This window comes from Sphingomonas sp. 67-41 (assembly GCF_001899725.1).
GTDB lineage: Bacteria > Pseudomonadota > Alphaproteobacteria > Sphingomonadales > Sphingomonadaceae > Sphingomonas > Sphingomonas leidyi.
This window is the reverse complement of sequence record NZ_MKWJ01000001.1, coordinates 111,822-137,050: the sequence shown is the minus strand read 5'-3', so window position 1 is coordinate 137,050 and position 25,229 is coordinate 111,822. Positions and strand designations below refer to the sequence as shown.

Here is a 25,229-nt window from a genome sequence, read left to right as displayed (position 1 = left end):
CCCTATTCCGGCTCGACCGCGGGCCGATCCTTCGTGCCTTCGGCGCGATTGGCCCCGGGCAGCCAGCTTCGCAGCATGGGCAGATAGGTCAGCGGCAGCAAGGCGATGTGCGCGGCGATGGTGAGTGCGGCCACCAGCGCGATCGCGCGCGAAGTATCCGATCCGGCTCCCAGCGCGAATATCGTCGCGCCGGCGAACAGCGCATCCTTGTTCGGGAAGAGCGGCAGGCGCGAGAGCATCAGGCGGATCGTCGCGAGCAGCAGCAGCCAGGCTATCGTCGCCTGCGGAACCAGCACGTGCCACATCACCGTGAGCAGGAGAATCGAGAAGAGCAGCCGCAGCAGGTGGGCGGCGAAGATCCGCCAGAGCTCCCGGTGCGACAGGCCGAACAGCGCATTGCGGAACAGGAAGATCGCCAGCGACATGAATGTCACCAGCCCGATGGATATGCCCAGTGCCCGCAGCCAGCCGGCATCGATCAGCGACCAGAGCATCGGGGCCGTTGCCGCCATCATCGCCAGTGTCGCGACGTTTCCGGCGGCGGCGGAGAGAATCGCCACGTCCTTGACCGCGGCAGCCGCATTCGCGCCGCCCCCATGCTGGCGCACCCATAGATAGAGCTGCGCGTCGCCCGAATAGCCGAGCAGCAGTTCGTTCGCGATCTGCTTGCGCAGCAACGGCAGCATGCCGCTCGGCGGGAGGCGCCAGAGCTCGCGATAGATCAGCCACTCCACGCCCGGGACAAGGAGGTAGGAGGCAATGAAGGCGATCCAGAACAGCGGATCGCCGGGCGTGGATCGCACCAGATCGGCGAAATCCAGCCCGCGGACGGCGAACACGATGGCGCCCAGCGTGACGATGGACAATGCGATGCCGAGCCAGCGCAGCACGCGCTGGCGCCGCGGATGCGCGTGATCGGGGCCGGGATCTCCGGTCGTTGGGGCGGTGTCCGTCATGGGATCGTCCGTCTCACCAATTGACGGTCATGCCAAGCCGTGCGCTGCGCGGCCGCAGCGGCGTCGCCTGATCGCGCACGACGAGGGTGAAGGGGTTGCCGAAGGCGAACCGATTGGCCGCGGCATTCAGGAGATTGTCGACGTCCAGCGACAATTCGATCCGGCCGATGCGCGCGCCTGCCGACGCCCCGATGACCCAGTAGCGGCCCTGGCTGATGTCGAGGAAATCGCCCGTGCCCAGCACCGAGCGGCCGACATAATTGGCAGTCACGCCGAAGCGTGGCGCGAAACGGCGCGTGGGTGCGCTGTAGGAGAGGCTGGCGACGGCGGCGAGCGGGGGTGTTTCCGGAAGACGGCGGTTGTCGCGCTTCGAGGCGTTGGCGATCGGCCCGATGACCCGGTTGGCGGTGAAGAATATCGATCCGCCGGCATGGAGACCGCTGACCGGCACCCAATCGAAATTGGCTTCGATGGCGCGGATCCGGGCGTCGCCGATATTCGCCGTATAGGGCTGGCCGCGCTGGGTGATCAGATCGGCCTGGATATTGCTCCAATGCGCGGTCGACAGATCCAGCGAGAAGGCGAGGCCGGTCGGGCCGGCGCGCAGCTTGCGAATGCCGATTTCGCCCACCTGGATAACGTCCGAGAGATAGTCCGCGACCCGGCCGGTGCCGGCCGCGACGGCGAGGCCGCCGGTGCGGTAGCTCGTCTGGAAGCGGCCGAACAATGCCAGTGTGGGAGCCAGCCGCCAGGAGAAGGCGAGGGTGGGGTCGACCCGGTGCGTCGAGCGCCCCTTGGTGAAACTGCCGCCGCGTGGCGTGCTGGAGGGCTCGCCGTCATTCCGGCCCATGGTGGCGCGCGCGCCAAGGGTGAGGGAAATATCGTCGAACACCGCGAAGCTCGCTTCGCCGAACAGAGAGGCCGCCCGCGACACATTGGTGACGCCGATCAGCGACCGGTCGGTGGCCGAGATCTCGAGCGCGCGCGAGAGGATGTCGCGATCGCTGACCAGCGTGAAGCCAGCCACCCAGGAATTGCCGTTGCCGAGCGAGCGCGACAGGCGGGTTTCGTGGCTGACGAGCAGCTTGTTGCGGTCGGCGCGATACTGGGTGGTGGGCCCCGATCCCCGCGGCGACGCGTCGAACTGCTCGACCGAATGCTGCGCGACGATTCCGTTCGCGATGATCAGGCGCAGTCCGCTGTCCCAATCCTTCGAAGCGACGACTCGCCCCAGCCAGAGCGCGCTGTGGAAGGGCTGGGCGAGGCGCGAGTAGCGCACCAGCGGCTTTCCTGCGACGTCCGAATACTGGCCGTCGCGCATGTCGATCGATTGGATCGCACCGCTCGCCTCGACTCGCCAGCCGTTGCCAGGGGCCAGGCGCAAGGCCAGCCGCCCGCCGACGGTGTCGATGCGATTGGTGTTGTGCAGGCCCCGCTTGGCGTCATCGATATAGCCGCCGTCGCGCACCCGATAGGCAACGGCGCGCAGGCCCAGCCTGTCGCGTATCACGGGCATGTTGACGATCCCGGCCAGATCGAACCCGGGCTCGCTATGGTCGGTGGCGGTCGCCCCGCCGATCATCGACGCGGACGTATCGGTCACGCTGGCCGGATTGGAGGTCAGCCGGATCACGCCGCCGATCGCTCCCGAGCCGTAGAGCGTGCCCTGTGGCCCCTCGAGCACCTCGACGCTGCGCATGTCGTAGAGTCGCAATCCCGCGTCCGGGCCGGAATAGTTCAGCTGGACGTCATCGAAATAGACGCTGGTCGGCGATTGGGTGCTGCCGTTGAAGCTGCTGTCGGCCACGCCCCGGATGAAGACCTTGTTGCGGCCGGGGCCGAGCAGGGTGCTCTGCAGGATCGGGGTGGAAGCGGCGATGTCCGACAGGCTGTTTCCCGAGGGGGCCGGTATCTCGCTGCCGCGCAGCATGGTCAGGCTGCCCGGATAGCGAAGGAGCGGCACGCGTTGCTTGTTCGCCTCGACCACGATCTCGTCGGATTCCGCGGGCTCCGTGGCGGGCGCCGGGGCGGGCTTCGGTCTCTGCTTCGGCCGCGACGGGGCGGGGGCGGGGGCGATTCGCGCACGCACGATGCGGTATCCATGGCTCGCGCGTTCCGCCTTGTAGCCGGTGCCCGCGAGCAGGCGGGAAAGCGCCGTGGCCAGATCGGGGACGCCGCTGACCGCAACGGTCCGCACGCGTGACAGTCCGGCTTCGGTGCTGATGATTTCCACGCCGGTCTGGCGCGAAAGCATCAGCAGCGCCTGGTCGAGCGTCGTCGCCGGTATCGACAGCGTGGTCCGCTGCGCGCGTGCGGGCGAGGACGGCAGCGCCAGCAGCAGCGCGAACGCCGGCGCCCATGCCACGGCTCTATGGCGCCTCCGACAATATCCAGCGATTGCCCTCACGTCGCGACGTTGCCCCGATCAGTTCGGCCAGATGCGGTACGTCGCGATCGGCAGCTCCGGTGAAGCGGACCATGCCCGTAAAGGGTTTGTTGGACAAGTTCGGGGCAAGTGCCAATTCGGTACCGTAGAGGCGCGTCAGCGCGGCCGCGACGTCGCCCACCCGCGCTCCGTCGAAGGACAGGCTGCCCGTGCGCCATCCGCCCACCAGCTCCGGCGCCAGGCGCGAGCGGGCGATCCTGCCGCTGCCCCTGTCGAGCGCTACCGCATCGCCGGCGCCGAGGCGCAGTGCCTCGCGCTCCGGCGCGACCATGACCGAACCCTCGGCCACGGCGACATGGATCCGCGTGTCGGCCACGGCGAGATCGAACACCGTGCCGAGATCGCGCACCGCGACGCCGGCGGCGTCGACCGTGAACGGCCGCGCCGGGTCATGGCGCACATGGAACACCGCTTCGCCGCGCTCGAGCGAGGCGACGCGGTCGTCGGCACGGTCGAGCCTGATCGCGGTGCCGCCGCCGAGCTCGATGCGCGTGCCGTCTCCAAGCGTCACCGTCTTGCGCTCACCATTCGCCGTGGCGACGACATAGGCGCTCGACGGCGGCTTCAGCAGACCCGGCTGGAGCGCCACCACCGAAAGGGCGGCGGCGACTGCACCGCCCGCGCCGAGCGCCCACCACCAGCGGCGTGGCCCGGCCGGGTTGTCGTTGTCGGCAACGGGCGCGGGCGCTGCGGAGAATGTCGCCGCGTCGAGCAGCCGGTCGCCGGCCGCCAGGCGGTCATAGGCTTCGGCGTGCGCGGGGTCCGCCTCGAGCCAGGCGACGAACGCCGCCCAGCCGGTTTCGTCCGCCTCGGCGAGCCGCAGGTGCCAGGCGATCGCCTGGTCGACGATGCTCACTCGGTCAGCCGTCATTGCTGCCCCCTTTCGTCTCGCCCGAGGCATCGGGCTCCGACAGCGAATCGTGAATCCTGCGATAGGCGCGCGCCAGCAGCTTCTCGACGCCGCTCACGCTGATGCCCAGATGCTCCGCGACTGCCCGTTGCGGCTGCTCCTCCAGCCTGAACATACGCAGTGCCGTCGCCATACGTTCGGGCATCGCGGCGATCGCCCGTTCCAGCGCCCGCCGATCGTCGGCTGCGGCGATCGCCCCTTCCGGGTCGGCGACCGCAGCAGGCGGAGGCTGCACCGCCAGCCACGCGCCGTCGCGCGCCACGCGCCGCGAGGCTGCTATGCGGCGATCGGTCGCATGGTTCGCGGCCATCCGGTACAGGAAGGCCGCGGGCTGCGCGATCGGCGCCTGAACATGGTCGAGCTTCAACCATAGGTCCTGGAGTGCGTCTTCGGCATCGTCACGGCTACCCAGCCGCGCGGCCAGAAGCCGCCGCAACATGGGCCGCTGCGCAATGAAACTGGCCTTCAGATCTTCTTGCGACACTTCCGCGCCGACCCTCCGCTCGTCCGGGGAACGCCATCCCGGCGCGCGCAGCCATGTCGGCGATCGGGAGTTTGATCAAGGTCTCCGCTTCACGGCACCGCGCGCCGGCGATCGTGTCATCCGCGCGCGTGCCGGCGCCAGGGTGGCACATCACCAGATGCATGCCGCGTCCGCCGCGCAGGAAGCGGTGGAAGAGCCCGGCATAGTCCCGGGCGAAATCATAATGGCCGCCAAAGCTGTCGTTGGTCGCGATGCCATAGGCGGCGGCGGCACGGCGGAAGCCCCGCGTATGGAAGCTGCTGCCGATCGCCTTGCCCAGGAAGGGGCGCTGCACCATCGAGGAGAGCCGATCCGAACAGGCACGGACCCAGCTCTGGGGCGCGCGGCAGGCGACTTCGGCGAGCACGATCTCGCGTATGCCGGGCAGGGCATGCGCATGCTGGTGGCCGTCGACGAAATCGGGCGCGCGGCCCATCGCCTGGACGAACGCGGCGAACTGCGCGCGGATCTCGTCCGCGATCTCGCCGAACGGCAGGTTCCAGCGCGCCGCCCGGCGCTGAAGCGTGTTGATGTCGGGCAGCACGCCGCGCGGCGCGAGTTCCGGCATCGGCGTAAGCGGCCGCTCGCCGGTCAGGGTGAGGTGCAGGCCGATCTGGACATGCGGCGGCACCGTCCGGAGCAGCAGGCTGTCCTCGTGCCAGCCGGGCATGCCGGTCATGCAGCTGATGGCGTTGAGCTTGCCCGCCTTGGCGAGGTCGACGATGGTCTCGCTCACCCCCCGCGAATAGGCGAAATCATCAGCGCACAGAATGAGTCGGGACAAGCTCGGTCTCCTCGATCTGCTGGAACTGGCGCTCGCGGATGCACTGGCTGAGCAGCCGGCGCCGGCGCAGCCGCCTGGAAAGGAAGGAATAGAAGAACCAGTCGCCGGCCCAGGGCGCGGCGGCGGAATAGACGATCCGCTCGAACAGGTTCCAGCGGATCGAGTGGCGGTCCCGCTCGCGGGGCGAGGGCATGCACCACAATGCCTCGGAATAGAGCATCGTGCCCTTGCGCATCATGCGGTGGATCACTTCGTGATCCTCGAGCACGAAGTTCCAGCGATCGGGATCGAAGCCGCCCACGGCGCGCAGCGTCGCGGTGCAGAAGGCCTGGCCGGCGCCGCCGGTGTGCGACTGGCGCGGCAGCAGGCGCGCGGCCATGCGGATCGTCCCGGCCCGCGCCGCGCGGTCGTCCGCGCTCGCGCCGGGGTCGACGAAGTAGGCCCCCGCGGTAACGCAATTGCGCCGCGAGAGCAGCTCTTCCGCGGTCGCGAGATAGTGCGGCGGATAGAGCGTATCGGCGTCGCAGGTCGCGGTCCAGCGGGTGCGGGACCAGCGGAACCCGGCACGCAGCGCCGAGACCTTGCCGGGCGTGCGCTCGGTGACCAGCATATGGTCGAGGCCGTGCCTGCGCGCCGCCGCTTCGGCGACGGCCGCGCTGCCGTCGGTCGAGCCATTGTCGACCAGGATCAGCCGGAAGGGCACGATCTGCCGCGCGAGGCTGGCGATCGTGCCGGGCAGGAGCTCCCGCTCGTTGAAGAAGGGAATGATCACCGTCCAGTCCGCGACCGCATCTTCCGCTGTGCGGCGCATCGATGGCGGCAATGCGCGTTCCAGATCGACGTACATATTCCGTCCCCAACCCCGGCAACTGGCGAGGTCGAGCGCGGCGGCGGATTTCCCCGCCCGGCGCCGCATTCGCTCTCCCCGATACCGCCCTGACGACACCGCGAGAGGCGATCCCCACACGGTCTCCGGAAAATAGTTTCCATGACGGGGCAGGCCGAACCTCATAGGATCCGGCGGGGTCGAACCGGGAAAGGCCAGGGGGATGACGAGGGTGCAGGCGCGCCGGAACGCGGCGTGGTTCCTGATTCTGCTGATGTTCGCGGTGGCGGTGCGCTGGCGCGACTTCGGCAATCCGGCGATCCATGTCGACGAGCAATATTATCTGCTCGTCGGCGACCGGATGCTGCATGGGGCGCTGCCCTATCTCGACATATGGGACCGCAAGCCGGTCGGGCTGTTCCTCCTGTTCGCCGGCATGCGGCTGCTGCCCGGTGACGGCGTGCTTGCCTATCAGCTGGTCGCTACCCTGTGCGCGGCGTCGACCGGGCTGATCGTGGCGTTGGGTGCGCGGCGCCTGGGCGCGCGTCCGCTCGGCGCGTTGCTCGCCGCCTGTGCCTATGTGCTGTGGCTGTCCTTCCTGAGCGGGCGCGGCGGCCAGACGCCGGTCTATTACAATCTGCTGATGGCGGCGGGCGGGTATCTGGCCCTGTGCCTGCCCGAGCGGGCACGGCGCCGGGAAATCGGTGCGATAATCGTCAGCGGTGCGGTCGCCTGCCTGCTCGCGGGCCTGGCCATCCAGATCAAATATACGCCGCTGGTGGAGGGGGCGTTCTTCGGGCTCGTTCATCTCTGGTATCTGCACCGGGCCGGCGCCCGGGTTGCCCTCACCGTCGGCGCCGCCATCCTGTGGGGCGCGCTCGGGATCGCGCCGACGCTGGGCGCGATCCTCTATTTCGAAGCGCTGGGCCCGGCGGCGTTCGACACGTTCTGGTTCTCCAATTTCGCTTCCATCGCCCTGCGCCGAGGCTATCCCGCCAGCAAGATCGCCGCGCGGCTGGCGGGAACGACGGCGCAGCTCTCGCCCTTCATCCTGGCTGCCATCCTCGCCCGCCGCTTCTCCGACCGGCGCGAGGCGCTGGCGGTCTGCCTCGCCTGGCTGGCCGCCGCGCTGATCGCCTTTGCGATGATCGGCGCGTTCTTCGATCATTATGCGCTGCCGCTGCTCGCGCCGCTGGCGATGATCGCCGGCCTTGCGCTGGGCGCGTCGCGGCTCGCGCAGGGCTTCATGGCAGTCGCCGCGCTCGCGCTGGCGGCCTTCCATCTATCGACCGAGCGCGACTATCGTGCGGGCATCTACGCGGCCGCGCGGGAGATCGAAGCGCATTCGCGTGCCGGCTGCCCCTATGTCTTCGCCGGGGATTCGGCGCTCTATGTCCTCGCGCACGCCTGTGTTCCCACGCGCTACGCCTTTCCCTCCACCCTGGCCTATGCCGCCGAGCAGGGCGCGACTGGAACCGACGAGGCGGCCGAGGTCCGGCGGATCATTGCGGGGCGGCCGCCCGTGATCGTCACGCTCGATGCGCCGCTCTCGCCCTGGAACGAGGACAGCAAGGCCGTGATCGATGCGGCATTGCGGCGCGACTATGCGCTCGCGCTGTCGCAGCCGCGCGAGGACGAGCGTCTCCTCGTCTATGTCCGCCGTGGCTTGCCGGCACGCCGATGAGGATTTTTCGCGGGCGGAAGTGAGAGTCGCTCCGCGCCGCGTCGTCTGACCCCCGAAGCATCATGGGGATGGCGGGGAATGCTCTGCATGCGGATTGGTATTGCCTTGGCGTTCGCCTGGGCCGCGATCGCCCTGGTGCCGGCGGCGAGCGCGCAGATCGGCGAGGATTCGGATTATTGCCGCAACGGCCGCGGGCCGGCCATCCAGGTCAATGTCCAGGGCCTGAAGGATCGCAGCGGCGAGCTTTGGCTCGAGCTCTATCCGGCGAACAACACCGATTATCTGCGGGACGACACGGATCTGGTCGCCGAGGGGAAGGTTTTCCGCCGCACCCGCTCGCGGCTGCCCGCCGCGGGCGATGTGGCGATCTGCGTGCGTGTCCCACAGCCGGGCACCTATGCGGTGCTGCTCCGGCACAACCGGGTCGGACGCGACAAATTCTCCTTCTGGAGCGACGGTGCCGGCATACCCGCGAACCGGGCATTGGTGCGCAGCAAGCCGTCCGTCGAGCAGGCCAGGGTGGTCGCCGGCTCCGGGATCACGACCGTGAACGTTCAGATGCAATATCTGCGCGGTTTCGGCTTCTCGCCCCGTAGCTGAAGTGGTCGGCGGCATCTTCGATCGATATTGGGGCGCGAAGATCGCGGTCCGGTTCGCCGTGATCGTTGCGATCATCCCGGCGATCCTCGCCCTGGAAAACCTGCGCCGCCTGCTCGCGGAAGTGGAGAAGAGCAGCGACGCGATGGCGCTGCTGGTCCGGTTCAGCATCGCGCAGGTCCCCGAGCATCTGAACGCCGCGGTCCCCGTTGCGCTGATGCTGGCTTCGGCGATGGCGGTGCGGCAGATGATCCTGCGTGGCGAGTGGCAGATCGCCGCGGCCGCGGGCATGAGCCGGCTGCGCATCATGGCGGTTCCGCTCGCCTTCGCCGTGCTCGTCGCCGGCGCCCAGTTCGCGATCGGGTTCGCGCTGCGGCCCGCCGGCGAGCGGGCGCTCGATGGCATCTACCACGAGCTGCAGGCCGGGGAGCACGGCTTGCCCCTGCCGGTCGGCCAGCCGATCGAGCTCGATGCGTCGACCACGATCTTCATCGGCGGAACCGGGAGAGGCGGCGAACGCCATCTCGAGGACGTCGTCGTTCGCCGCGGCGAGGACAGTTTCAGCGCGCCGCGCGCCGATATCGGTTTCTCGCCGGGCGGCGGCGTGCGATTGCGGCTTCGCCATGGCGTCGGCGTAATCGGTGCGGGGGCAGGCCAGGTCCGTGCGGTTCGTTTCGATCGGATGGACTTTTCCGGCCAGCCGCCCGCGACCGGCATGGCCGACAACGATGCGATGCACCGGTTCGATCTGCTTTCGGGCCCGGGCCTGCTGGAGAAGGCGCGCAACGGAACGCCCGCGGAGCGCCAATATGCGCTGACCGCGCTGGTGATGCGGGTGGACAGCGTGTTGTTCTGCCTGCTCATTCCCTGGTTCGCGGTTCCGCTGGGCAAACCGCCCCGGCGCAAGGAGAGCGCGGTCGGAATCCTCGTCTCGATCGTGCTGGTCGTGCTGCATCTGAAGCTGGCGGCATGGATCGAAGCCAATTTCGCCGCGCATATCCTTTTGGCCGAAGCGCTGAGCCTGGGCCTGTGGGTGGCAGCCGCCGCCGGGCTGATCCATCTCGAGCAGACCAGGGGCGAGGGAATCGTGGATGCGCTCATCGAGCGGGCGGCGGCACCGCTGCGGCGCCTGCGTCGCGCGCGATGGGGCCGCCGCGCGACTTCCCCCGTCGTCGTTGCGGAAGTCGTTCCCTTCTCCGTCAATGCCCGCCGTTCAGCCGCCCGCAGCAGCTTCGCGCCCGATCTGGAACTTGCCGCTTCGGACACGCCGGCTCCCAGGGTCGCCGCGCGGTGAAGTGACGCCGGGCCGGCGCCGCCTGCGATGGATCGAGCCAAGTCTTGCATCGATCCATCGCGGCTTTGGTTTGGACGGCATGTCGCGGACCCAATAGCTAGCGATCGAACCAAGACCCCCTCGGACGATGGGCGGCGACTAGGAGACGATCGTGACGAGCTGGAATCCGGTTGAAATGGCGCGCAGCCTTGGCGGGGGCCTCCTGTCCTTTCCGGTCACGCATTTCGATGCCGACGGCGCCTTTGCCGAGCATGCCTATCGCGAGCATTGCGCATGGATGCTGTCGCACGAGCTGTCGGGCCTGTTCGCTGCGGGTGGCACCGGCGAGTTCTTCTCGCTCACTCCGGCCGAAGTGGTTACCGTTGTCGCCGCGGCGGTGGCCGAGGCGGCGGGCAAGCTGCCCGTGATTTCGGGCTGCGGCTACGGCACCGCCATCGCCACCGAGATCGCCCGCGGCGCGGAAAGGGCGGGCGCGGACGGCCTGTTGCTGCTGCCGCCCTATCTGGTGGGATCGAGCCAGGAAGGGCTGGCCGCGCATATCGAGGCGGTGTGCCGTTCCACCGGCCTGGGCGTGATCGTCTACAATCGCGACAATGCGGTGGTGAACGACGATACGCTCGCCCGGCTGTGCGAGCGCAATCCCAACCTGGTCGGCTTCAAGGACGGGGTGGGCGATATCGAGCTGATGACGCGCATCTTCGCGCGGATGGGCGATCGGCTCACTTATGTCGGTGGCCTCCCGACGGCCGAGACCTTCGCGACGCCCTATCTCACCATGGGCGTGACCACCTATTCCTCGGCGATCTTCAACTTCATGCCGGAATGGGCGCTGGACTTCTATCGCGCCGTTCGCGCCGGCCGGCAGGACGAGGTGATCGCGCGGCTCAAGGCCTTCGTGCTGCCCTATATCGCGCTGCGCAACCGCGGCCGCGGCTATGCGGTGTCGATCGTCAAGGCGGGCATGCGCGTGGTCGGGCGCGATGCCGGACCGGTGCGGACGCCGCTCACCGACCTCACTGCCGCCGAGCATGACGCCCTGCGCGCGCTGGTGGAGGGCGCCTCCGCCGCGTCCGTCGCCCACGCGGCGTGACAGGGCGCACGGAGGTGCGATAGACCCGGGAGCATGTTCGAGCTCAGCCAGCTCCGCTGCTTCGTCGCCGCGGCCGAGGAACTCCATTTCGGCCGAGCCGCGCAGCGCCTGAACATGACCCAGTCGCCGCTCAGCCGGCAGATCCAGCTGCTCGAGCGCATTCTGGGCGTCATGCTGCTCGAGCGCACCAGCCGCCAGGTGAGCCTGACGCCCGCTGGCCAGGTCTTCCTGATCGAGGCGCGGCGCATCGTGCGGCTCGCCGAAAGCGCCTCGCTGTCGGCGCGGCGAGTCGCGCAGGGCGATGCCGGCAAGGTCGCGATCGGCTTCACTGCCGTCTCCGGCTATGGACTGGTCCCGCATATCGTCGCCAATGCGCGCGCGAGCCTGCCCAACATCGATCTCGATCTCCACGAGATGGTGAGCGGCGACCAGGTCGATGCGCTGCTCACCGGCCTGATCGATATCGGTTTCGTCCGCCCGCCGGTCGACAGGCACGAGTTCGACACGCTGTGCGTGCTGCGCGAGCCGCTGGTGGTGGCGCTGCCGCCCGGCGATCCGCGCCAGTCCCGTCCCGCCTTCGAACTGGTCGATTTCGATAACGAGCCGCTGATCATGTATGCGCGGCAGGGCGCGGGCTATTTCCACGACATGCTGGTGCGGCTTTTCGACGATGCCGGCGTCTCGCCGCTCCATGTGCAGCACGTCACGCAGATCCATTCGATGCTCGGCCTCGTCCATGCCGGCCTCGCCGCCGCGCTGGTGCCGCAATCGGCATCGGGCCTGCACCTGATGGACGTGCAGTTCCGCGCGCTGCGCACCGATCCGGAGAACCCCGTCGAACTCCACATGGCGTGGCGCCGCGACAACGCCAATCCGGCGCTCGAACCGATGCGGCAGCTCTGCGCGCAGACGGCGGGCGCGTGATCGATCGGCGCGCAGTGATCGGCGGCGCGATGCTGCTCCCGGCCGGCGCGGCGCTGGCCAAGGCGCCCGTCGATCCGGTCGCGACCACCCGCCATGGCCGGGTGCGGGGCGTGAACGAACAGGGCGTGCTCGTCTTCAGGGGCGTCCGCTACGGCGCGGATACCCGCACTCGCCGTTTCCGCCGCGCGCTCCCGCCGCAGCCCTGGCGGGGCATCGCCGACGCCACGCGCCATGGCCGAGCCGCGCCGCAGACCAGGGTGGACGAGCCGGCCGGCGAGGACTGCCTGTTCCTCAACATCTGGACCCCGGCGCTCGACGCCGGGAAGCGCCCGGTGATGGTCTATCTCCACGGGGGCGCCCACGCGCATGGCTCGGGTTCCGACCCGCTCTATGACGGGAGCCGCCTCGTCCGCCGCGGCGATGTGGTGGTGGTGACGCTCAACCACCGGCTGGCGGCGCTCGGCTATGCCTATCTCGCCCAGCTCGGCGGCCCGGCGGAATCGGGCAATGTCGGCAATCTCGACATCGTGCTGGCGCTGCGATGGGTGCGGGACAATATCGCCGGCTTTGGCGGCGACCCCTCTCGCGTGACGATCTTCGGCCAGTCGGGCGGCGGCGCCAAGGTGGTGACCCTGATGGCGATGCCCGAGGCGCGCCCGCTCTTTCACCGCGCCGCGACGATGAGCGGCCAGCACGTCACTGCCGCGGGCCCGATGCATGCCACGGCCCGCGCCAGGGCCTGGATGGCCAGGGCCGGGGCGGCCGATGTCGCCGCGCTCGATGCACTGCCCGTCGAGCGGCTGGTCGAGGCGATGGGGATGACGGATCCGCTGGAGGGGAAGGGCGAGATCAGCTTCGTCTCGACGCTCGATCACGGCGCGCTTCCGCGCCATCCCTTCGTTCCGGATGCTCCGCGCGAGGCGGCGCATATCCCGCTGATCGTCGGCAACACCCATGACGAGACCGGCTTCTGGATCGGCGACATGCTCAAGCGCGGCGACACGACATGGGACAATCTGGCCGGGCGGATCGCGGCGCAGGTTACCAAGGACGTCGCGCCCGATTGGGTGGTGAAGCGCTACCGCGAGATCTATCCGGAAAGGACGCCCGGCCAGATCCTGCTGGCGGCAAGCACGGCGGGCCGCTCCTGGCCCGGCCATCTGATCCAGGCGGAGGAACGCGCGCGGATCGGGGCGCCCACCTGGATGTATCAGCTCGATTTCCCTGCGCCCGAGGCAGGGGGCATCCTCGGCGCCTTCCACACGCTCGATATCCCGCTGGTGTTCGACAACACCGGCGCGCAGGGCGCCCGCACGGGGGACGGCCCCGAGGCGCGGCGGCTGGCCGGGCGGATGGCGGACGCCTTCATCGCCTTTGCCCGCACCGGCGATCCGAACTGCGCGAGCGTGCCCGCCTGGCCGCGTTTCGATCTCGATCGGCGTGCGACGATGCTCTTCGACACCGATACGCGCGTGGTAGCGGACCCGCGGCGGGAGGAGCGCCTGCTCTGGTCGGTCGCGCCCTATATCAAGCCGGGCGGCTGAGCTGCGGCCGGGCCCCGGTTGCGATGTCGTTCGATAGGTTTGACTGCCCCAGCCAATTGCGCCGAGACTGGGCCCCGGCCTTCGCCGGGGAACGGAAGAGCCAAGGGTCGATACTTGTGGCTTCCATCGGGAGGAGATCGCACATGGCCAGCCTTGTCTATGCGTTGAACCAGTCGCTCGACGGCTATGTCGATCACTTGGCGTTCGCGCCCGATCCCGTGCTCTTCCGGCATTTCATCGACGATGTGCGGAGCCTGGCCGGCAGCATCTATGGGCGGCGCATGTACGAAGTGATGCGCTATTGGGACGACGAGCATCCGGAATGGGATGCTCCCCGGCGCGACTATGCCGCGGCCTGGCGGAGCATGCCGAAATGGGTGGCGTCGCGCACCCTGGAGTCCGTCGGCCCCAATGCCACGCTTCTCGGAGAGGATCTCGAAGCGGCGGTGCGCGAATTGAAGGCGCGGCATGAAGGCGTGATCGAAGTCTCCGGCCCGGAGCTGGCGCACAGCCTCACCCGGCTCGGCCTGGTCGACGAATATCGGATGTACCTGCATCCCGGCGTGCTGGGCGGGGGCAAGCCCTATTTCGCCGGTCCCCGGCCGCCGCTGCGGCTGGTGGCGAGCGAGCGCATCGGCGAGCAGGTGATCAGGCTGACATACGTGCCGGCCTAGCGCTCAGCGGCTCCACGGAAACGCCAGCGTCGGCCGGTTGGCGAAGCGCCGCATCGCCAGCTTGAGCCGCGCGCCGCAGCCCGGTTCCAGCCGCAGCGCGAAGTCCGGCCGGCCGATCCGGGTTTCGATGCCGTCAAGCGTCACGCTCTCGATCCGGTGCTCGGCCCAGGCGCCGCCCTGCACGACCATGGTGCGGGGCGCCTTGCCGAGATTGACCAGCGTGACCTCCGCCGAGGCATCGCCCAGCGCATGGACCAGTGCGGCGACATCCTGGGGCACGCCGGCGCGGCGCTTCTCCACGTCGAAATAGCGCAGCCGGCAATGGAGCGGCACGCCGCCTTGGTTGGGCGAGGTGGGCGACCAGGGCGGGCGGGCGATGTGCAGTCCGCCGGTCATCAGCTGGATGAGGCTGGTGACGCTCGCCGGCGTGATGTCCAGAGGCCAGTCGGCGAGCCGCGTGCCGGGCGTGGTCGGGTCGTCGGCCTGGGCCTTTTCCCGCGCGGCGACCCTGTCGAGATCCGCCTGCATCGCCGTGATCGGATAGCCGGGGTTCCGGCCCTCGAGGAACGATATCCAGGGATGCTCGCCCGCCGCCGCGCGATCCTTCGGGTCCTGCGTGAAGTACCAGATCTCGAAGCCGTTGTTGCGATAGGGGCCGGGCTTCCAGCCATACCAGCCCTGGGCGCCATACATGGTCGGCGCCTCGAACTTGCCGTCACGCTGGCGGCCCGCCTCGTTGATCCGCATGTTCTGGCGGCGCCACAATTCGACATAGGAAAGGTCGCCGGTCAGCACCGTGCCGTTGAAGAAGGCAGTGATCGCGCGCGGTACGCGGTTGCGGTCCTCGCGCTTGCCGGTCTGCGGCACGATCGGCGAGAAGCCCCAGCCATAGACGCCGTGCCACCACCGGGCGCCCACGCTGCCGTCCAACCCAATATGACTAGGCAAAATATCGTTGTTCGCCCTGGCTCGTTCCACCCAGGCGTCGAGATAGTCGAGCGCCCAGCGGCGATAGCGCTCGCCACCGCCGAGCGCATAGGCGTTGAGGCCGAGAGTGGTCGCCTGCAGGTTGAGCGGATTGTCGCCGATCACGTCGCCATATTCGTTATAATGGTCGAGCGTCTGCTGATAGGTCGTCTCGCCATGCTCCATGTGGAAGCGCTCGCCCGCCTCGAACGGGTCGCCGGCCCAGTCGAGCGGAGTCGCCCTTCGCAGCATCGGGCCGCGGCTGCCGTTCATTACGCTGCGGATGATCCGGCGCTCGGGATCGTAATTCTGCACCGTGGGGTCGCGGCCGGTATAGAAATCGGCATAGCGCATCGTGCGCGCCAGCAGCCTGGGATCGCGAGGGATCGAGAGTCCCATCACGTTGAAGCTCGTCAGCCCCTCGCTGTTGTGCTGCCAGTCCATCTGGACCGGGAATTCCCGATGATACATGCCCTGCCGCGCGATCGGCACGTCCATCGTCCGGGCGGCGGCGTATTGCTTGAGATGCCCTTCCCAGAAACGCTGGGCCAGGGTCAGGATCCTGTCCGATCCGCCGAGCGCGTGCAGCACCAGCCAGTCGTTGGTCGCCTCGGCCGCGTCGTCGGGGCCGTCATTGGCGCCCCAGCGCGCGAAGACCTTCAACCAGCCACGCGCATCGACATATTTGGCGTAGAAGGCCTCGCAGGCAGCGGCGTTGCGGGCGAGCAGCCGGCGCTGCATCACCGCCCAGTCGGGCGCCGCCATCCGGGTCTTCGCGATCAGCCGGACCGGAGCGGCATGCGCGGCAGCGGGCAGGGCAACCGCACTGGCGGCGCTTGCGAGCAGGAACTGGCGGCGGTCGACGGTCATTCGGCGATCTCCACCCGGCGGATCGGGCCGGCGATGACGAGGAAGGCGAAGATCGTCAGCAGGCAATGCGCGCCGACAAAGACCAGTGCGAGGTCGAAGGAACCGGTGCCGGCGACGATATAGCCCACCACGATCGGCGTGACGATGCCGGCGATGTTGCCGAACATGTTGAACACGCCGCCCGAAAGGCCGGCGAGCTTCTTCGGCGCAACGTCCGCCATCACCGCCCAGCCGAGCGAGGCGACGCCCTTGCCGAAAAAGGCGACGGACATCAGCGTGACGACCAGCCATTCCTCCTTCACCCACACACAGGCGATGATCGCCGTGGCGAGCAGCATGCCGATGGTGAGCGGCGCCTTGCGCGCCCAGTCGAGCGAGCCGGTGCGCCTCAGGATGCGATCGGAGACATAGCCGCCCGCCAGCCCGCCGACAAAGCCGAACAGGGCGGGGGCCGCGGCGGCGAAGCCCGCCTGCATGATGTTCAGCCCGCGCTCCTTCACCAGGTAGATCGGGAACCAGGTGACGAAGAAATAGGTGAGCACGTTGATGCAATATTGGCCCAGATAGATACCCAGCATCATCCGGTTGGCGATCAGCTTGCCGATATTGGCCCAATCGAACGCGGCCGAGCTGCCGGCCTGCTCCTCCATGTGGATCAGCCCGCCGCCGGCCTCGATATGGCCGAGTTCCGCCCGGTTGATCGCGGGGTGCCTGGCCGGGCTGTGGATGAAGCGGAGAAAGGCGAGGGTGGCGAGCAGGCCCAGCCCGCCCATCGTCCAGAACACCGATCGCCAGCCGAAACTGTGCGCCAGCCAGCCCATCAGCGGCACGAAGGCGACGATCGAAAAATATTGCGCCGAGTTGAAGATCGCCGAGGCGGTGCCGCGTTCCGCGGCGGGGAACCAGGCGGCGACGAGCCGGGCATTGCCCGGGAAGGACGGCGCCTCGGCCAGGCCGACCAGGAAGCGCAGCGCGAACAGCATCGCAGTGGCGGAAAGGATCGGCACCAGTCCCGCAAGGCCCTGGCTGGCGGTGAAGATCGACCAGAGCGCGATCGCGGCGGCATACACGCGCTTGGTACCGAACCTGTCGAGCAGCAGCCCGCCCGGGATCTGCGAGAGCGCATAGGCCCAGGCGAAGGCCGAGAGGATATAGCCGGTCTGCACGGGGGTGAGCCCCAACTCGCCCGCCGCCGCATTGCCTGCGATCGAGAAGGTTGCGCGATCGGCATAGTTCACGCTGGTGATCAGGAAGATCAGTGCGATGATCGCATGGCGCACGCGCGTGGGCCGGCTGCCCTCGGTCAAGTCTCTCTCCTTCGCGCTGCGCGCCTGTTGCCTGCGCGTTGACGGCTTTGCAGGCCTACCGGGCAGCGGGGAGCGGGTCCAAGCCAAAAACGGGAACGATCCAGTCCCGACTTGGCTTGATCATGGCCATCTTGCTTCGAGACCGTGCGGATCAGTGCAAGAAGCGCATCGATCCATGTTCGATTGAGGTTGGCCTGTCGCGCGCCTTCACGGCTAACCAGCCTGCAATCAAATCCGCTCGCCAAAGAAGCGGCATCTCATGGGGAGACTGAAGGCGATGTCCCGCACCCGAATCCTGAAATCCGTCCTCGCTTTGTCTGGCGCGGCCGCCGTCCTCGCGGCTGCCGACGCGCGTGCGCAGGATGCCGCCGGCGATTCGGCCGCGGCGTCGGTGCCCGTCCAGGACGAAGGCGCGGGCAACGAGATCGTGGTGAAGGGATTTCGCGCCAGCCTCAACAGCGCGCTCAACCTGAAGCGCAGCGAGACCGCGACGATCGACGCGATCAAGGCCGAGGACATCGCGGAATTCCCCGATCTCAACCTCGCGGAATCGCTCCAGCGCATCCCGGGCGTCGCCATCAGCCGCGTCAACGGCGAGGGCCGCAACATTTCCATCCGCGGCCTGGGCCCGGAATATAGCCGCGTACGCATCAACGGCATGGAAGCGATCGGCACCACCGGCGGCACCGACAATTCGGGCGGCGTGAACCGTGGCCGCGGTTTCGACTTCAACATCTTCTCGTCGGACCTGTTCAACAGCCTGGCCGTGCGCAAGACGGCCACTGCAGACGTGGAGGAGGGCTCGCTCGGCGGCACGGTCGATCTCCAGACCGCACGTCCGTTCGACTATCGCAAGCCGACCGCGGTGATCCAGGCGGCGGCGAGCTACAACGATCTTGCCCGCAAGGCCAAGCCCCGCGTCTCGACGCTGCTTACCACCAGCACCGCGGATGGGCGCTTCGGCGTGCTGCTCTCGGTCGCCTATGAGGAGCGCGCCCTGGTCGAGGAGGGGGCGAACATCACCCGCTGGACCTATGGCGGGTTCAACGGCGGGTTCAACGCCGCCTCGACGATCGCGGGGAAGACGATAGCCCAGATCAACGACACCAATCCCGCCACCGCGCTCTATCACCCGCGTATCCCGGGCCTGGTGAGCTATGCGATCGAGCAGAAGCGCCTGGGCGCGGCGCTGGGCGTGCAGTTCCAGCCGACCCAGAAGACGCTGATCTCGATCGACGGCCTCTATTCGCGGCTCGACGGCACCCGCCAGGAAGCGCAGTTCCAGGCGATCAGCTTCAGCCGCTCGGGCACCGGCAAGCCGCAGACAATCATCCGCTCGGGCACGGTCGACGCCAATCGCAATATCATCAGCGGCACGTTCGACAATGTCGATCTGCGCACCCAGGCGCGCTACGACAAGCTGGTCACCGACTTCTACCAGCTCACCGGCACGCTCGACCAGAAGATCGGCGAGTCGCTGAAGTTCGGTGCGGTGGTGGGCTATTCGAGCTCGCAGTTCCGCAACCCGATCCAGACCACGGTGACGATCGATGCCGCGAACACCAACGGCTTCTACTATGATTTCTCGACGCGCTTCCCCACGATCCGGCCGGGCGTCGATGTCACCAGCCCCGCGACTTTCGCCTTCACCAACGGCACTTCGGAAGTCCGCATCCGGCCGCAGACCGTCGACAACAGCTTCACCAACGCCAAGGGCTTCCTCGAATGGACGACCTCGCCCGAGCTGAAGCTCAAGGCGGGCGTCGACTGGCGCCGGTTCGACTATGGCTCCACGGAGCAGCGCCGCCTGCAGGGCGAGACGGTGGTGACCACGCTCACCGCGGCGCAGCTCGCTCCGCTGACCACGGTCTTCTCGGGCTTCGGCCGCGGGTTGAACGTTCCCGCGGGCACGCCCACTTCCTGGGTGGTGCCGGATCTCGCGGCGTTCCAGGCCTATCTCAATACCTACAGCAACCCGACCTATGCCATCGGCGGGGTGGAGAACGCCACCGCGCGCGGCTCGTTCGTCACCGTGCGCGAGGAGGATCTGGGCGCCTGGGGCATGGCGGAGTTCAACTTCGCCAATGCCGGCATCCCGATCCGCGGCGACGCCGGCCTTCGCTATGTGAAGACCGACCAGTTCTCCACCGGCTATGCCAGCCAGGGCAGCACGGTGAACCTGGTGGGCGCGGACCGCAGCTATGCGAACTGGCTGCCGTCCGCCAATCTCGTCGTCGATGTGCGCGACAATCTGATGGTGCGCTTCGCCGCCGCCAAGACGATCGCTCGCGCGGGCATCGGCTCGCTGACTCCGGGCGGCAACCTCAACGTCTCGGGCGGCAACCGCACCTTCAGCTCGGGCAACCCGGACCTGAAGCCGACCAAGTCGACCAATCTCGACGCCTCGATCGAATGGTATCCGACGCGCGGCGCGATCTATGCCGTCTCGGTGTTCCAGAAGGACATCGGCACCTTCGTCCAGACGCTGAGTACCACGGTGCCCTTCAGCGACCTGGGCCTGCCCGCCTCGCTGCTCGACGGCACTACCGCGAGCCCCACCGACGCCTTCATCGTCAGCCAGCCGGTCAACTCGAAGGGCGGCCTGCTGCGCGGCTTCGAGGTCAATGTGCAGCAGCCTTTCAGCTTCCTGCCGGGCCTCCTCAGCAATTTCGGCGTGCTGGCGAACTACACCTATGTCAGCTCGGACATCGAATATCTGACTTCGGCCAACGGCTCGACCACGGTGAAGGCGCCGCTGCTCGGCCTGTCCAAGCATGCCGCCAACGGCACGCTCTATTTCGAGACCAGGAAATTCTCGATCCGCGGTTCGGTTGCCTATCGCTCCAAATATCTGACCGCGGTGCCGGGCACGGAAGGCAATTCGTACAACGGCACCAACGCGACGACCAACATCGATGCGCAGGTCTCGTACAACATCACCGACAAGTTCAAGGTCAGCCTGGAGATGATCAACCTCACCGACGAACTGAACGACCAGTTCGTCGACGCGACCAATCGTCTCAACGTGCTCACGCATAGCGGCCGTCAGTTCGTCCTGGGTGCGCGGCTGGCCTTCTGACGCTTCCGGGCCAGCTTCCCTCCGCTTCCCGGATCGGGGTCAGCCAATTCGCCTGGCTGGCCCCTTTTTTTGTGAGAACGGCCAGCATCCGATCGGTGCCCGGAGCGGGCGGCCGGCATCCGGGGCTTCGAGCGCTTTCCGCACATCGCCGGGATGAAGAACATCGCATGACGGATCGGAAGTGGCAGGGGCGCTCGGATTCGAACCGAGGGCCTTCGGTTTTGGAGACCGACGCTCTAACCAGCTGAGCTACGCCCCTGTGCGGAGAGCGCGTGTAGCGCGGCGGATCGGCCTGAGCAAGCGCGCTGTTCGATTTGAGTTAATACTCTGTAATATATGGAAGAATTATATATCTACCCTGTCATCGCCGCGTCGGTGCGGGCGCGGGGAGGGCGCTGCTCGCGCTTGATGACGGCGCCGGACGTCGCCAGGCGGATGGTCGCTGCGATTTCCCGTTTCGGATTCCGCAATGCCGCGCGTTATGCTGTCGGAGGGTGTGAAGCCGTTGAACAAGGCCGTGCGACAGGAGCTGACGGAGAACGACCGGCGTTTGCGCCGAGCGCTGGTCGCGTTCTTTGCCCGGCGCGTACAAACCCTGCCCGAAGCCGAGGACCTGACTCAGGACGTCTTCTTCCGCATCATACGCGATCCGAAGCGCGAAGCGCCGATGGCGGATGCCTATGTCTTCCGGATCGCGGCAAACCTGCTGCGCGACAAGGGGCGGCGCGAGCGCGTGCGGACCAGCTATCGGGAAGCCCGGGCAATCGAGGACTTTCTGGGCATCGATCCGCTCGATCCCCATCGCGTTGCCGAAGGGCGGGAGAATCTCGATCTCGTCGCGCGCACGATCGCCGAGCTGCCCGAGAAGACACGAAGGATTTTCACGCTGTATCGCATCGAGCATATCGACAAGCGCACGATCGCGGAAAGCTTTGGCCTGTCGGTTCGCATGGTCGAGATTCATGTCCAGCGCGCCCTGGAGGCGCTGGCTACCTCCATGGAGGCGTTCCGGTGAGCGGCGGCGATCTCGAAGCGGCCCGCGAACAGGCGGCGGCGTGGTTGATGCGGTTCCACGAAGGGCCGATCGACCTGGAGGAGGAACTCGAGCTCGAATTGTGGCTCGAGGCGCATCCGGCCAATCGCGCGGCGCTTGCGAGCGTGGAGCGGGCGTGGCGAATGGCGGGCGCGGCTGCGGAAGCCCCCGAACTGGTCGCGGCCCGCGCGGATGCGCTGAAGGCGCTGAGCCAGGCCGATCGGCAATCGCCGCGCGGCTGGAGGCCGGAACTGCGCCACGCGCTGGGGGCGCTCGCCGCCTGCCTTCTGCTGATCGTCGCCACGTTTCATTTCTATCCGCGGGGTGAAACCTTCCGGACCGGCATCGGCGAGCGCCGCGTGGTCATGCTGGACGATGGATCGCGGCTCTCCCTCGATGCGGCGAGCGCCGTCGAAGTGCGCTATGACGGCGAGCGCCGTGCGCTGCGCCTGCTGGCCGGGCGGGCGCGGTTCGAAGTCGCCAAGGACCCGCGGCGGCCCTTCACGGTTACGGCCGGCGATCGGATGGTGGTGGCGACGGGAACCGCGTTCAGCGTCGAACTGTTCCGGGCCGAGATGCGGGTGGTGCTCTATCAGGGCTCGGTCTCGGTGCTCGAGGATGGGCCTGCCGATCAGGCGCCGCGGCACGTCGTGCTGCAGGGCGATGGCCGGACGCCGGCGGATCGGATGCTCGCCCCAAGCACCGCGCTGATCGTGCCGACCGGCGCTTCGGCGGCGGCGCGGCTCGAGACGGTGGACACGGCACGCAGTTCTGCCTGGGAGCAGGGGCAGCTCGTCTTCTCGGACGAGCCGCTGGGAGTCGCGGTGGAGCGGGTCAACCGCTATTCCGGCGTCAGCCTCGCGATCGAGGACCCCGTCACCGCCGCGCTGCCGGTAAGCGGAACGTTCAATGCCGGCGATACCGAGGCCTTCATCGACGGTGTCGTCACGCTCTACGGATTGCGGAAGCTTCGTCGCGGCGAAACCGTGATCCTGCGCGCTCCCGGGCGCTAGCGCCGTTCCCCTGGAAGGGAGGGGCGGGACAGTCCGAGGCGCGGGCATTTCGCGATATCGCGCCTCGTGCGTCTTTCTTCCCGGAAGCTCCCGGCGAACGAGGAGCGATACAGGGGAACAGAGATGAGGGGATCGATGGCGTTGCTTCGCATGGGGGCTGCGGTGACGGTGGCCGCGAGCTGCCTTTCACCGGCATCGGCACAGGCACAGGCCAGCTATCAGCTCGACATTCCCGCACAGGACATGGAGGCCGCCCTCAAGACCGTGGCAGGCGTGACGCACGAGCAGATCGTGTTCCGCGGCGAAGTGGTGCGCGGCAAACGCAGCAATGCGCTGCGCGGCTCCTATACGGCCGATGCGGCGATCGCGGCGCTGATCCGCGGATCGGGGCTGAGCGTTTCCCGCAGCGCCCGCGGCGTATTCATCGTCGTCGCTGCGACGGCAAGCACCGCCGCCGCGCAGGATGCCGACCCGGGTCTCGAAAAGGCGGTGATGGCCGAGCAGGAGATCGTCGTCACCGGCACCCATATCGCCGGGGCGCCCGTCGCCTCGCCGGTCCTCCGGATCGACCAGCGCGAGATGCGCGAAGCCGGGCAGCGCGATCTGGGCGACGTGATCCGCAACATTCCCAGCAACTATAATGGCGGGCAGAATCCGGGCGCGCGGTTTCAGGCCGGCACGGCTGCCAACACCAATGCGTCCGGCTCCTCCGCGCTGAACCTGCGCGGCCTCGGCCCGGATGCGACGCTCACCCTGCTGAACGGCCGCCGGCTTCCCTATGACGGAACCGCCCAGGCGGTCGACGTCTCGGCGATTCCGCTCGATGCGGTGGCGGAGCTCCAGGTCATGCCCGACGGCGCTTCCGCGCTCTATGGATCGGATGCGGTCGGCGGCGTCGCCAACATCATCCTGCGGCGCGACTTCGAGGGCGTGAGCACATCGCTTCGCTTCGGCACGTCCACCGATGGCGGCGGGTTCCTGCAGGAATATGGCGCAGTCGGCGGCGGCCGCTGGGGCAGCGGCGGCGCACTGGTCGCCCTGCAATATGACCGGCAGAACGCAGTGCGATCGGGCCAGCGCGACTATACCCGCTACGTCGTCGGTCCCAACACGCTGCTCGATGCGCACAAGCATTTCAGCGGACTGGTCACCGCGCACCAGGACATCACCGATCGCCTGACCTTCAGCATCGATGGCCTGTACAGCTGGCGCCACAGCGACGGCGCCGAATATTCGACCGTCGCCTTCGCCGCGACGACGCGGTTCAGCAACGAGAATTATGCGATCTCGCCGACGCTGGCCTGGCGCCTGTCCGGTGATTGGAAGGCCTCGCTCAGCGCGTCGTACGGCGCCAACAAGACGCGCCGCTTCGACGACTATATCGACAAGGTGACCGGCTACAACGACGGCGGCAGCAGCATCTACGACAATTACGCCTATGGCGGCGAGCTGGACCTGGATGGCCGGCTGTTCGCGATTCCCGGGGGCGATGTGCGGCTGGCGGTGGGCGGCGGCTATCGCTTCAACCATCTGCGGGTCTATTCCGCCACTTCCGCCGTGCCGACGGGCGATGGGCGAGGAAATTTCTATGGTTTCGGCGAGCTTTCGGTGCCGCTGGTCTCCGCCGCCAATGCTTCGCCCTTTCTGTACCAGCTGACCCTTTCGGGCGCCCTGCGCCACGAGGAATATGATCGCTTCGACGGCGTCACCACGCCCAAGCTCGGCCTGGTCTATGCGCCGGCGCCGGATCTCGACCTCAAGCTTTCCTGGGGCCGTTCGTTCAAGGCGCCGACGCTGCGCAACGAATTCCAGGTGTTCAGGGTCGGGCTCCAGTCCGCCCTCTTCTACGGCGGCAATTATCCTGCGGGCTCGACGGTGCTGCTCACCTCGGGCGGCAATCGCGATCTGAAGCCGGAGCGGGCGCGCACCCTGTCGACGACGCTCGACCTGCATCCCCGGGCGGTGCCGGGCCTGAAGCTGTCGGCGACCTATTTCGACATCGACTATACCGATCGGGTGGTCCAGCCGGTGAGCAACGCCACGCTGAAGGTGCTCGACAATCCGGCGCTGCAGGAATTCATCGACTATGCGCCGACCCCGGCCCAGCAGGCAGCGGTGATCGCGCGCGACAGCAGGGGCCTCGGCAATTACACCGGCAAGCCCTATGATCCGGCGAAAGTGGTGGCGATCATCCGCAACCAGCTCGTCAATGCCGCGCGCCAGCGGATCAAGGGCGTCGACCTGGTCGGCAGCTATCGGATTCCGATCGCGACCGGCGACGTGACGCTCTCGGGCCAGGCGAGCTGGCTGCGCAGCAACCAGCGCAACAGCACGAGCGCGCCGCTCACCCAGCTCGCCGGCACCAACTTCAATCCCCCGCGGTTCCGCGCCCGCGGCGGCGCGACCGGGCATTTCGGCGCGTTCACCGGCACGCTGTTCGCCAATTATGCCGGGGGGATCACCGACCTGAACGTGGCACCGCCGGTGCCGAGGGAAGGGATGACCACGCTCGACCTGTCGCTGATGTGGAAGGCGCCGGCGGCCCATGGGCCGCTGAAGGGCTTCGAGTTCGGACTGTACGTGAACAATCTGACCAACGCGCGGCCGCCCTATCTGGCGCCGTTCGACGACACCACGGTCAATTATGATTCGACCAACTATTCGCCGCTGGGTCGCTTCGTCAGCGTCTCGCTGCGCAAGGCATGGTGA

General features: G+C 67.9%; 19 protein-coding genes and 1 tRNA gene. 11 read left to right on the top strand and 9 right to left on the bottom strand.

Going from position 1 to position 25,229, the window contains the following annotated elements; genetic code table 11:
* Window positions 1-2: 2 nt before the first annotated feature.
* Genes BGP17_RS00665 through BGP17_RS00640 form a run of 6 tightly spaced genes read right to left on the bottom strand, consistent with a single transcriptional unit; the run spans window position 3 to window position 6,466 of the window.
* Window positions 3-956: a hypothetical protein gene (locus BGP17_RS00665; protein ID WP_286710686.1), complete on the bottom strand. Its 954-nt coding sequence runs from the start codon at window positions 954-956 to the stop codon at window positions 3-5.
* Window positions 957-969: 13 nt separating this feature from the next.
* Window positions 970-3,321 carry a TonB-dependent receptor gene (locus BGP17_RS00660; RefSeq protein WP_353681854.1) on the bottom strand — a complete coding sequence of 784 codons (2,352 nt, stop codon included), beginning with the start codon at window positions 3,319-3,321 and terminating at the stop codon, window positions 970-972.
* A 4-nt stretch (window positions 3,322-3,325) separates the two neighbouring features.
* Window positions 3,326-4,273 (bottom strand): FecR family protein, encoded by a 948-nt coding sequence (locus BGP17_RS00655; protein WP_286710685.1) that lies wholly within the window; start codon window positions 4,271-4,273, stop codon window positions 3,326-3,328.
* Complete coding sequence (locus BGP17_RS00650; protein ID WP_167300722.1) at window positions 4,263-4,751, bottom strand: RNA polymerase sigma factor; 489 nt, start codon at window positions 4,749-4,751, stop codon at window positions 4,263-4,265. The genes BGP17_RS00655 and BGP17_RS00650 overlap by 11 nt, the downstream gene beginning before the upstream one ends.
* Window positions 4,717-5,571, bottom strand: a complete 855-nt coding sequence (locus BGP17_RS00645; protein ID WP_286710684.1) for a ChbG/HpnK family deacetylase — start codon at window positions 5,569-5,571, stop codon at window positions 4,717-4,719. The genes BGP17_RS00650 and BGP17_RS00645 overlap by 35 nt, the downstream gene beginning before the upstream one ends.
* A gap of 22 nt (window positions 5,572-5,593) precedes the next feature.
* Window positions 5,594-6,466, bottom strand: coding sequence for a glycosyltransferase family 2 protein (locus BGP17_RS00640; protein WP_167300720.1), 873 nt, complete (start codon window positions 6,464-6,466; stop codon window positions 5,594-5,596).
* Window positions 6,467-6,668: 202 nt separating this feature from the next.
* On the opposite strand from BGP17_RS00640, the gene BGP17_RS00635 reads away from it, so the two are divergent.
* From BGP17_RS00635 to BGP17_RS00605, 7 genes are all read left to right on the top strand, one after another.
* Window positions 6,669-8,129, top strand: coding sequence for an ArnT family glycosyltransferase (locus BGP17_RS00635; RefSeq protein WP_286710683.1), 1,461 nt, complete (start codon window positions 6,669-6,671; stop codon window positions 8,127-8,129).
* A gap of 87 nt (window positions 8,130-8,216) precedes the next feature.
* The gene (locus BGP17_RS00630; RefSeq protein WP_167300718.1) at window positions 8,217-8,729 is read left to right on the top strand and encodes a DUF2141 domain-containing protein; all 513 of its coding nucleotides are present in this window, start codon (window positions 8,217-8,219) and stop codon (window positions 8,727-8,729) included.
* Window position 8,730: 1 nt separating this feature from the next.
* Window positions 8,731-10,020, top strand: a complete 1,290-nt coding sequence (locus tag BGP17_RS00625) for an LptF/LptG family permease (RefSeq protein ID WP_167300717.1) — start codon at window positions 8,731-8,733, stop codon at window positions 10,018-10,020.
* Window positions 10,021-10,171: 151 nt separating this feature from the next.
* The gene (gene kdgD, locus BGP17_RS00620; protein ID WP_286710682.1) at window positions 10,172-11,110 is read left to right on the top strand and encodes a 5-dehydro-4-deoxyglucarate dehydratase; all 939 of its coding nucleotides are present in this window, start codon (window positions 10,172-10,174) and stop codon (window positions 11,108-11,110) included.
* A 33-nt stretch (window positions 11,111-11,143) separates the two neighbouring features.
* Entirely contained in the window at window positions 11,144-12,034 is an 891-nt protein-coding gene (locus tag BGP17_RS00615; RefSeq protein WP_286710681.1) for a LysR family transcriptional regulator, read from the top strand.
* Window positions 12,031-13,578, top strand: a complete 1,548-nt coding sequence (locus tag BGP17_RS00610) for a carboxylesterase/lipase family protein (RefSeq protein WP_353681853.1) — start codon at window positions 12,031-12,033, stop codon at window positions 13,576-13,578. The genes BGP17_RS00615 and BGP17_RS00610 overlap by 4 nt, the downstream gene beginning before the upstream one ends.
* Window positions 13,579-13,721: 143 nt before the next feature.
* Window positions 13,722-14,252, top strand: a complete 531-nt coding sequence (locus tag BGP17_RS00605) for a dihydrofolate reductase family protein (protein ID WP_167300714.1) — start codon at window positions 13,722-13,724, stop codon at window positions 14,250-14,252.
* Between the two features lie 3 nt (window positions 14,253-14,255).
* Here BGP17_RS00605 and BGP17_RS00600 read toward each other — a convergent pair whose 3' ends face one another.
* The gene (locus BGP17_RS00600; protein WP_286710680.1) at window positions 14,256-16,088 is read right to left on the bottom strand and encodes a DUF8034 domain-containing protein; all 1,833 of its coding nucleotides are present in this window, start codon (window positions 16,086-16,088) and stop codon (window positions 14,256-14,258) included.
* On the bottom strand, window positions 16,085-17,395 hold the full coding sequence (locus tag BGP17_RS00595) for an MFS transporter (protein ID WP_167300712.1): 1,311 nt from the start codon (window positions 17,393-17,395) through the stop codon (window positions 16,085-16,087). The genes BGP17_RS00600 and BGP17_RS00595 overlap by 4 nt, the downstream gene beginning before the upstream one ends.
* Window positions 17,396-17,672: 277 nt before the next feature.
* On the opposite strand from BGP17_RS00595, the gene BGP17_RS00590 reads away from it, so the two are divergent.
* Window positions 17,673-20,474: a TonB-dependent receptor gene (locus tag BGP17_RS00590; protein WP_286710679.1), complete on the top strand. Its 2,802-nt coding sequence runs from the start codon at window positions 17,673-17,675 to the stop codon at window positions 20,472-20,474.
* Between the two features lie 182 nt (window positions 20,475-20,656).
* Here the strand turns inward: BGP17_RS00590 and BGP17_RS00585 are convergent.
* Window positions 20,657-20,733, bottom strand: a tRNA-Trp gene (locus tag BGP17_RS00585).
* Between the two features lie 210 nt (window positions 20,734-20,943).
* On the opposite strand from BGP17_RS00585, the gene BGP17_RS00580 reads away from it, so the two are divergent.
* The 3 genes from BGP17_RS00580 (at window position 20,944) to BGP17_RS00570 (ending at window position 25,229) form a co-directional block, all read left to right on the top strand.
* Window positions 20,944-21,489 (top strand): RNA polymerase sigma factor, encoded by a 546-nt coding sequence (locus BGP17_RS00580; protein ID WP_243857484.1) that lies wholly within the window; start codon window positions 20,944-20,946, stop codon window positions 21,487-21,489.
* Window positions 21,486-22,520: a FecR family protein gene (locus BGP17_RS00575; RefSeq protein ID WP_286710678.1), complete on the top strand. Its 1,035-nt coding sequence runs from the start codon at window positions 21,486-21,488 to the stop codon at window positions 22,518-22,520. The genes BGP17_RS00580 and BGP17_RS00575 overlap by 4 nt, the downstream gene beginning before the upstream one ends.
* Window positions 22,521-22,655: 135 nt before the next feature.
* On the top strand, window positions 22,656-25,229 hold the full coding sequence (locus BGP17_RS00570; RefSeq protein ID WP_286710677.1) for a TonB-dependent receptor: 2,574 nt from the start codon (window positions 22,656-22,658) through the stop codon (window positions 25,227-25,229).

What these genes read in the sequence shown, in the direction of transcription:
- BGP17_RS00665 (WP_286710686.1), bottom strand. Translation starts at nt 956, where the DNA reads ATGACGGACACCGCCCCAACGACCGGAGATCCCGGCCCCGATCACGCG.
- BGP17_RS00650 (WP_167300722.1), bottom strand. Translation starts at nt 4,751, where the DNA reads ATGTTGCGGCGGCTTCTGGCCGCGCGGCTGGGTAGCCGTGACGATGCC.
- BGP17_RS00655 (WP_286710685.1), bottom strand. Translation starts at nt 4,273, where the DNA reads ATGACGGCTGACCGAGTGAGCATCGTCGACCAGGCGATCGCCTGGCAC.
- BGP17_RS00635 (WP_286710683.1), top strand. Translation starts at nt 6,669, where the DNA reads ATGACGAGGGTGCAGGCGCGCCGGAACGCGGCGTGGTTCCTGATTCTG.
- BGP17_RS00580 (WP_243857484.1), top strand. Translation starts at nt 20,944, where the DNA reads ATGCCGCGCGTTATGCTGTCGGAGGGTGTGAAGCCGTTGAACAAGGCC.
- BGP17_RS00615 (WP_286710681.1), top strand. Translation starts at nt 11,144, where the DNA reads ATGTTCGAGCTCAGCCAGCTCCGCTGCTTCGTCGCCGCGGCCGAGGAA.
- BGP17_RS00600 (WP_286710680.1), bottom strand. Translation starts at nt 16,088, where the DNA reads ATGACCGTCGACCGCCGCCAGTTCCTGCTCGCAAGCGCCGCCAGTGCG.
- BGP17_RS00630 (WP_167300718.1), top strand. Translation starts at nt 8,217, where the DNA reads ATGCGGATTGGTATTGCCTTGGCGTTCGCCTGGGCCGCGATCGCCCTG.
- BGP17_RS00570 (WP_286710677.1), top strand. Translation starts at nt 22,656, where the DNA reads ATGGCGTTGCTTCGCATGGGGGCTGCGGTGACGGTGGCCGCGAGCTGC.
- BGP17_RS00640 (WP_167300720.1), bottom strand. Translation starts at nt 6,466, where the DNA reads ATGTACGTCGATCTGGAACGCGCATTGCCGCCATCGATGCGCCGCACA.
- BGP17_RS00605 (WP_167300714.1), top strand. Translation starts at nt 13,722, where the DNA reads ATGGCCAGCCTTGTCTATGCGTTGAACCAGTCGCTCGACGGCTATGTC.
- BGP17_RS00590 (WP_286710679.1), top strand. Translation starts at nt 17,673, where the DNA reads ATGTCCCGCACCCGAATCCTGAAATCCGTCCTCGCTTTGTCTGGCGCG.